This window comes from Pseudonocardia yunnanensis (assembly GCF_039534065.1).
Classification (GTDB): domain Bacteria; phylum Actinomycetota; class Actinomycetes; order Mycobacteriales; family Pseudonocardiaceae; genus Pseudonocardia; species Pseudonocardia yunnanensis.
This window is the reverse complement of sequence record NZ_BAAAUS010000032.1, coordinates 56,984-65,062: the sequence shown is the minus strand read 5'-3', so window position 1 is coordinate 65,062 and position 8,079 is coordinate 56,984. Positions and strand designations below refer to the sequence as shown.

The 8,079-nt window shown below is 70.0% G+C and carries 6 protein-coding genes; all 6 read right to left on the bottom strand.

All coding sequences use genetic code 11. The annotated features are described in order from the left end of the window. Positions 1-938: 938 nt before the first annotated feature. Genes tyrS through argG form a run of 6 tightly spaced genes read right to left on the bottom strand, consistent with a single transcriptional unit; the run spans position 939 to position 8,076 of the window. Positions 939-2,216 (bottom strand): tyrosine--tRNA ligase, encoded by a 1,278-nt coding sequence (gene tyrS, locus ABD743_RS28815; RefSeq protein ID WP_344725491.1) that lies wholly within the window; start codon positions 2,214-2,216, stop codon positions 939-941. 34 nt (positions 2,217-2,250) lie between these two features. Then, a complete protein-coding gene (locus tag ABD743_RS28810) occupies positions 2,251-3,264 on the bottom strand; it encodes an iron-siderophore ABC transporter substrate-binding protein (protein WP_344725490.1) in 1,014 nt (337 codons plus the stop codon). 21 nt (positions 3,265-3,285) lie between these two features. After that, positions 3,286-3,909 (bottom strand): DNA-3-methyladenine glycosylase, encoded by a 624-nt coding sequence (locus ABD743_RS28805; RefSeq protein WP_379659443.1) that lies wholly within the window; start codon positions 3,907-3,909, stop codon positions 3,286-3,288. 5 nt (positions 3,910-3,914) lie between these two features. Continuing rightward, positions 3,915-5,192 (bottom strand): aspartate aminotransferase type Ic, encoded by a 1,278-nt coding sequence (locus tag ABD743_RS28800; RefSeq protein WP_344725488.1) that lies wholly within the window; start codon positions 5,190-5,192, stop codon positions 3,915-3,917. Further along, a complete protein-coding gene (gene argH / locus ABD743_RS28795) occupies positions 5,189-6,643 on the bottom strand; it encodes an argininosuccinate lyase (protein ID WP_344725487.1) in 1,455 nt (484 codons plus the stop codon). Before argH ends, ABD743_RS28800 begins: the two co-directional genes overlap by 4 nt. Further along, positions 6,643-8,076 carry an argininosuccinate synthase gene (gene argG / locus ABD743_RS28790; protein ID WP_344725486.1) on the bottom strand — a complete coding sequence of 478 codons (1,434 nt, stop codon included), beginning with the start codon at positions 8,074-8,076 and terminating at the stop codon, positions 6,643-6,645. Before argG ends, argH begins: the two co-directional genes overlap by 1 nt. Positions 8,077-8,079: the final 3 nt, after the last annotated feature.

Sequence of the window (8,079 nt, the reverse complement as noted above, 5' to 3'; positions counted from 1 at the left end):
AAACCAATTCATGATAAAGCTCGACACACTGTTGAGTTCTCAAAAGACACCCGCACACCATCCACTGCGGTAAAGCAGTGAGCCGGGGCTGTGTTCTCGTCTGTGTTGCCCGACCAGCGCCGGAGCAACTTTTCTACAGTACATGGTCCTGGTCGTGGAGTCAAGCTCCACCAGGCCCACAGCTTGGAAGTTTACACCGAGTGGTGCAAGGCCTTCCTAGGTGGCCGCCTGCTCGGGGGGCTGACTCTGGGCCGGAGGATCTCCGTCCCGGTCTGTCGTGCTGCCCGCCGTGGCGACGAGGAGAAAGTTACACAGGTGCTTGAAGCATAGTCAAATCGGGGGTCCCTCTTCGGCGTTCTCGCAGGTCAAGCGCTGTTTCCGGCCGAACAGGCCCGAACCGCCCCTGAACCGTGCGAGGCGCCTGCTTCCCGCACCTGCCACTTCTCCAACGGCCGGGAGGCGGTGCGTGTTCCCGAAGTGCTCGCCGTCTTCGCATGCCGGCGGGCGCCCGGCTGCTCGAGCCGGGATCGCCGGCACGCGAGGAAGATCGCCAGCACGGGTCTCGAACCCCGGCGACGCAGGTTGTTCCCAGCTTGTTTCCGCTGGTCAGACGTAGCGGAACACGCCCTCCACCGGGCGTCCGGGCTCGCAGCGACGCCGGGTCCGTGTGTGTTTTCCCGGTCGCTTCGGGATGGCAACTCGGCGTCGGCACGGCGCCGAGGCGACGCATGTCCTCCCCGCAGGGTGTCGGACATTCCCGCAGGTCGGACCGGCTACGACGAGCCGGCCGGATTTCCAGATCGCCCCGTTCCGGGTCGACGCCGGTTCCGGCCGGCCCAGCAAGGCCGGACCCCCAGTCCACACGTACGCCCGCGGCGCTGGGTACCGCCGACGACGTCGTTGAAACGTTCTCGCAGGTCAGGCGCGCTCTACGCCGCTCAGGCCGGAACCGCCCGCGCGCCCGCGAGGTTGCGCTTCCCCCGCCGCAGAACGAGCCAACCTCCGGGGAGCAGGTCCTGCTCCCCGGGCGTCCACTGCTCGTCGGGCACCTTGGCGTTGTTGACGTACGCGCCGCCTTCGCCGACGGTGCGCCGAGCGGCGCTGCGACTCTCCACGAGACCAGTGGCAACCAGCAGGTCCACGACCGTCGGCCGTTCGTCGAGCCGGACGGTGGTGGTGGGGACCTCGGCGAGCGCTGCGTCCAAGGTGGACGAATCGAGTTCCCGCAGGTCACCACGCCCGAACAGGGCGCTGCTCGCCGCGATGACCTGTTCGGTGTTGCGTCGGCCGTGCACGAGGGTGGTCAGCTCCTCGGCCAGCCGGCGCTGTCCGGCGCGTAATTGGGGCCGTTCGGCGACGGTTTTCTCCAGCTCCTCGATCTCCTCCCGTGGGAGGAACGTGAAGAGCCGCAGGTACCGGCCGACGTCGGCGTCCGACACGTTCACGAAGTACTGGAACCAGGCGTACGGCGAGGTGAGCTCCGGGTCGAGCCAGATGCTCCCGCCACCGGTGGACTTGCCGAACTTGCGTCCCTCGCTGTCGGTGACGAGTGGCGTGGTGAGCGCGTGGACCGTCTCGCCCTCCACCCGCCGCACGAGCTCGACGCCGCCGACGATGTTGCCCCATTGGTCCGACCCGCCGACCTGCAGACGGCAGCCGTGACGCCGGAAGAGGTGCAGGTAGTCCTGGCTCTGCAGCAGCAGGTAGCTGAACTCGGTGTACGACATGCCGTCGGTGGCGAGACGGCGTTTGACCGTCTCCCGCCCGAGCATCACGTTGATCGAGAAGTGCTTGCCGACGTCCCGGAGGAACTCGAGCACGGACTGCGGCCCGGTCCACTCCAGGTTGTTGACGATCAGTGCGCCGGTGGGCGAGTCGTCGAACTCGACGAACCGTTCGAGCTGTCCACGAATGCGCTCGGCCCAGCCAGTGACGGTTTCGGCGCTGTGGAGGGACCGTTCGCCGATGTCACGAGGGTCCCCGATCATGCCCGTCGCGCCGCCGGCGAGGGCGATCGGCCGGGCCCCGGCCTGCTGGAAGCGCCGCAGCGTCAGCAGCGGTACGAGGTGACCGGCGTGAAGGCTCGAGGCTGTCGCGTCGAACCCGCAATAGAGAGTGAGCACTCCTTCGGCGAGGTCACGCCGCAGGGCGTCCATGTCGGTGCTCTGCGCGATCAGGCCGCGCCACTCCAGCTCGTCGAGGATGTCCATGCCCACGACACCGATCCTCCCCCACGGCGGCCAGGGGTTTTCAGGTGCCCAGGTGCGCGGTGAACTCGGCGGGCAGTTGGTCGAGCAGCGCGGGCAGGCTCAGCACGCTGCTGAACGACAGCGCGACGCCCTGCTCCTCGGTGAGGCCGACCACTCGGCCTTCCCGACCGACGCGCAGTGCGGGAAAGCCGGGCTGTTGGTCGAGGCCGGAGTTGTCGGTGCCGGGGATGGTGATCCATCCCACGAGGTCGTTCTGGTCGAGCAGGCCGAGCTGCTCGGTGCTGATCTCTGCGTAGAACTTCTCCCCCGCGAGCTGGTCGAACTGCGCGGGCACGGTGAAGCCGAGCGAGCTCAGGAAGCGTCCGCGGTTGTCCTTCGAGTTCCAGACGAAGTAGCTGCCCGTACCGGTGGAGCTCGCCGCAGCGAGCGCCGCTTGCTTGCCGGCGAACTGCGGGTACTGCGCGCGCACCGCCACGAACCGTACGTCGAGATCCGTCACCAACTGCTCGGCCTCGCCGGTGCGTCCGAGCTCTCTGCCGATCAGGCGCGTCGCGTCCTGCCAGGGGGTCTGGTAGGCCGAGAACCCGACGGGCTGGGTGATCGTCGGGGCGATCCGGGAGAAGACGTCGTACTGCTCCTGGTCGAGCCCGGCCGACACGGCCACGATCAGGTCCGGCCGGAGGGCGGCGATCTTCTCCGGATCGATATCTCCGGCGAGTACCTCCGGCTGCCGGCCCTGCAACCGGTCGGCTGCCCACGGCCAGGTCGCCGAGGGCCTGTTGCCGGTGAACTCGCGGATCGCGACGGGGATCACCCCGAGCGCGAGGATCGCGTCCTGGTCACTGAAGCCGAGCGAGACGACGCGCTGGGGCGCGGCCGGCACGACAGTGGCACCGAGGGCGTGCTCGACCGTCACCGGGAACGCCGCATTCCCCGTCGATGACGGTTGCGCGGTGTCGGCGCTCGTTCCGCCGCCTGCACACGCGGTGAGCAGGACGGCTGCGGTGAGGAGGGGCGCGAGCGTGCGCCAGGGCCGGAGACGCAAAACGGTCACGAGAAAAGAGGTTAGGCTAAGCTACTTTCTCGGCTTGGCCTGCCCCACGGATGCACCGCGGCCCGGCCGGTAGGGGCTCACGCCCGGCGATCCGTCCAGCCAGAACCGCCACGGGAGGTCGTGGGCGGCCGCCACCCCGACACGGGGCCCGGAGCGGACGAGAGCCGGGTCGACGGGCGGCGCTCCCAGCAGTCGCACGCGCGAGCCTGCGTCGGTGACGTCCACACCGTTGTCCTCCCGGCCGAGCCCCAGCAGGGACGCGAGCCGGGCCGGCCCGCGCGCCAGGTCGGCAGCGCGCCGCGCGGTGGGGCGGCGGGCATGGGCAACAGCCAGATCCGACACCACCTCGCCGCCGCGCAACAGCACCGCACCCGCCTCCCCGTCGCGCAGGCAGGTGATGTTGGCGCAGAAGTACATCCCGTAGATGAAATAGACGTAGAGGTGCCCGGCCTGCCCGAACATCACGCCGTTGCGTGGGGTGCGGCCCCGGAAGCTGTGCGAGGCCGCGTCGTCGGCGCCTCGATAGGCCTCCACCTCCACGAGCCGCACGGCGACCGTGCCTTCCGGGGTATCTGCCTCGACCGTGCACCCGAGCAACCGCACGGCCGCGCGGAGAACGTCGTCCGCGAGTTCCTCGCGGTCCAGCAACGTCACGATGCCGTCGACGCTCCCCGCTGCGCGAGCGCGAGGCGAACGCAGTCGGTGACCCCGTACATGGCGCGCTCCACCTCGGCCAGCTCAGGGAAGGTCGGGGCGAGCCGGATCGTGCGGTCATCGGGGTCGACGCCGTAGGGATGTGTGGCACCCGCCGGGGTGAGCGCGATCCCTGCCTCACCGGCCAACCGCACGACCTCGGCCGCCGTGCCGTCCGGCACGATCAACGTCACGAAGTAGCCGCCGGCAGGCCGCGACCAGCGCACGCCGGGCACCGACCCGAGGCGCTCGGTCAGGATGCGGTCGACGGCAGCGAACTTCGGGGCGATCAGCTCGCGGTGTCGCCGCATGTGTTCACGCAGGCCGTCGGCATCCCGCAGGAACATGACGTGCCGCAGGTGGTTGGTCTTGTCCGGCCCGATCGTGCGCTTGGCGGTGAGCGCCAGCCACCACGAGACGTTGGCAGGCGACGCCCCGAGAAAGGCGACGCCCGCTCCGGCGAACGTGATCTTGGACGTCGATCCGAACACGAAGGGGCGGTCGGCGTAGCCCGCCTCCTCCGCCAGCGTCAACACGTCGGCGATCTCCACCTCTTCGTCCGTGAGGTGGTGCACCGTGTAGGCGTTGTCCCAGAAGATCCGGAAGTCCGGGGCGGCCGCCGGCATCGAGGCGAGCCTGCGCGCCGTGTCGTCGGAGTAGACGGCCCCGTCGGGGTTGGAGTACTTCGGCACGCACCAGATGCCCTTGACCGACGGGTCGGTGGCCACGAGCTCCTCGACCACGTCCATGTCGGGGCCGTCCGGCGTCATCGGCACCGGCACCAGCTCGACACCCAGGCGTTCACAGAGTGCGAAGTGCCGGTCGTAGCCGGGGATCGGGGCGAGGAACCGCACCCGCTCCTCGTCCACCCAACGGCGCTCGGCGCCCGGGAGCGGGCTGAGCAGCGCGTGCACGACGGTGTCGTGCATCAGCTCGAGGCTCGAGTTGCCGAACGCGATCAGCTGCTCGACCGGCACCTTCAGGAACGGCGAGAACAGCTCGCGGAGTTCCCGGAGGCCCTGCAGGCCCTGGTAGTTGCGGGTGTCGATGCCGTCGGCGGACCGGAACTGCTCGCCAGGAAGGCTCAGCATGGGGTTGGCGAGATCGAGCTGGGCGCTCGACGGCTTTCCGCGGGTGAGATCGAGTGACAGGCCCTGGGCACGGAACTCGTCGTACGCGGCACGGGCCGCGTCGAGGTCGAGCAGCGGCGACTCCAGGTCGGCCGGCGAGGTCATGCGGGTCCTCCGCTCTCGGCACTCCGCGCGGGAGCGCTCGTCACGACTGCCGCCAGGGCTCCCCTGGCGGCCGCCGCGGCGGCACGCACCTCGTCGAGCTGCTCGGTGACGCGTTCCCCCGCCGTCCCACCACGGGCGTTGCGCGAGGCTATCGAGCCCGCGACCGTGAGCACCTCCCGGACCTCCGGGGTGAGCGCCGGATGTACGGCGGCCAGCTCCGCGTCGGTCAGGTCGGCGAGCCCGACGCCCCGGGCCTCGGCCGCCCGGACGCAGCCGCCGGCCGCCTCGTGCGCGATGCGGAACGGCACACCGGCCCGCACCAGCCACTCGGCGACGTCGGTGGCGAGGGTGAACCCTGCCGGCGCCAGCTCGGCGAGCCGGTCGGTGTGGAAGGTCAGGGTCGCGACCATCCCGGCGACCGCGGGGAGCAACAGCTCCAGCTGTTCGACCGAGTCGAACAGCGGCTCCTTGTCCTCCTGCAGGTCACGGTTGTAGGCGAGCGGCATCGCCTTCAGCGTGGCCAGCAGCCCGGACAGGTTGCCGATCAGCCGGCCCGCCTTGCCCCGGGCCAGCTCCGCGACGTCCGGGTTCTTCTTCTGCGGCATGATCGAACTACCGGTGGAGAAGGCGTCGTCGAGGGTGACGTAGGAGAACTCCGCGGTGGCCCAGATGATCACCTCCTCGGCGATCCGGGAGAGGTCCACCGCGATCATCGCCAGCACGAACGCAGCCTCGGCGGCGAAGTCGCGCGACGCCGTGCCGTCGATGGAGTTCGCGCTGGAGGAGTCGAAGCCCAGCTCCGCTGCCACGGCCTCCGGATCGAGACCGAGCGACGAACCGGCCAGCGCACCCGAGCCGTACGGCGACACCGCGGCACGACGGTCCCAGTCACGCAGCCGGTCGACGTCACGCAGCAGCGCGTGGGCGTGGGCGGCGAGATGGTGGGCGAGCAGAACGGGCTGCGCGTGCTGGAGGTGCGTACGCCCGGGCATCGGGGCGTCCGGGTGCGCGTCCGCCTGTGCGACCAGCGCGTCCACGACGTCCAGCACACCTGCGCCCACCCGGCGGGCGGCATCGCGCAGCCACATCCGGAACAGCGTGGCGACCTGGTCGTTGCGCGACCGGCCGGCCCGCAGCTTGCCACCCAGCTCGGGACCGGCCCGCTCGATGAGGCCACGTTCCAGCGCCGAATGCACGTCCTCGTCGTCGGGCGCGGGTCCGAACGCGCCCGACTCCACGTCGGCCTCCAGCTTGGCCAGCGCATCCAGCATGCCGGCGAGCTCGTCGTCGGTGAGCAGGCCCGCGCGGGCGAGCACGCGGGCGTGCGCCATCGAGCCACGCAGGTCGTAGGGAGCCAGCCGCCAGTCGAACTGCGTGGACTTCGACAGCGCGGCCAGCGCGTCGGCCGGGCCGGAGGCGAACCGACCACCCCAAAGCTGGGAGCCCGTCATCAGTCGTTTCCCGCTTCCAGAGCGGCGGCGTCGAGGGACGTTCCGGAGTCGCGCTCACCAGTCTCGTCGGTCGCCGCGATCTGGTCGAAGCCGCCCGCAGGCAGCTCGCCGAAGAGGGTGCCGTGCTCGACGAGCACCGTCCCCTGCTCCTGCGGCTGCGCGGCGTAAGCCTCCAGCTTGGCGCGGGAGTCGGCGATGTCGAGGTTGCGCATGGTGAGCTGGCCGATCCGGTCGGTCGGCCCGAAGGCGGCGTTCTCGACCCGCTCCATGGAGAGCCGGTCGGGGTGGTAGGAGAAGCCCGGCCCCTCGGTGTCGAGGATCGTGTAGTCGTCGCCGCGGCGCAGCCGCAGCGTGACGGTGCCGGTCACGAGAGAGGCGACCCAGCGCTGGACCGACTCGCGCACCATCAGAGCCTGCGGATCCAGCCAGCGCCCCTCGTAGAGCAGCCGGCCCAGCTTGCGGCCCTCGTTGTGGTAGTTGGCGACCGTGTCCTCATTGTGGATCGCGTTGAGCAGCCGCTCGTAGGCGGCGAACAGCAGCGCCATCCCGGGCGCCTCGTAGATGCCGCGCGACTTCGCCTCGATGATCCGGTTCTCGATCTGGTCGGACATGCCCAGGCCGTGACGTCCGCCGATGGCATTGGCCTCGAGGACGAGGGCGACCTTGTCGTCGTACCGCGTGCCGTTGATCGCCACCGGATACCCGGCCTCGAAGGTGACCGCGACGTCCTCGGTCTCGATCTCGACCGACGAGTCCCAGAACCTCACCCCCATGATCGGCTCGATCGTCTCCAGGGACACGTCGAGGTTCTCCAGCGTCTTGGCCTCGTGAGTCGCACCCCAGATGTTGGCGTCGGTGGAGTACGCCTTCTCGGCCGCATCCCGGTAGGGCAGCCCGTGGGCGGTGAGCCACCTGCTCATCTCGTGGCGCCCGCCCAGCTCCTGGACGAAGTCGGCGTCGAGCCACGGCTTGTAGATGCGCAGCTCGGGGTTGGCCAGCAGGCCGTAGCGGTAGAACCGCTCGATGTCGTTGCCCTTGAAGGTCGAGCCGTCGCCCCAGATGTTGACGTCGTCGGCCTGCATCGCCCGTACCAGCAACGTTCCGGTGACGGCGCGGCCCAGCGGGGTGGTGTTGAAGTACGTCCGGCCCCCGGACCGGATGTGGAAGGCGCCGCACGCCAGCGCGGCCAGGCCCTCCTCGACCAGCTGCGGCCTGATGTCGAGCACGCGGGCGATCTCGGCGCCGTACTGCTTGGCGCGCGCGGGCACGCCGGACATGTCCTGCTCGTCGTACTGGCCGAGGTCAGCGGTGTAGGTGCACGGAATCCCGCCCTTGTCGCGCATCCAGGCGACCGCCACGGACGTGTCGAGGCCTCCGGAGAAGGCGATGCCGATCCGCTCGCCCTTGGGGAGGGAGGTCAGGACCTTGCTCACGAG

Excerpts from the sequence above, each read along its gene's own strand:
- ABD743_RS28800 (WP_344725488.1), bottom strand. The coding sequence starts at position 5,192 with ATGACCTCGCCGGCCGACCTGGAGTCGCCGCTGCTCGACCTCGACGCG.
- argH (WP_344725487.1), bottom strand. The coding sequence starts at position 6,643 with ATGACGGGCTCCCAGCTTTGGGGTGGTCGGTTCGCCTCCGGCCCGGCC.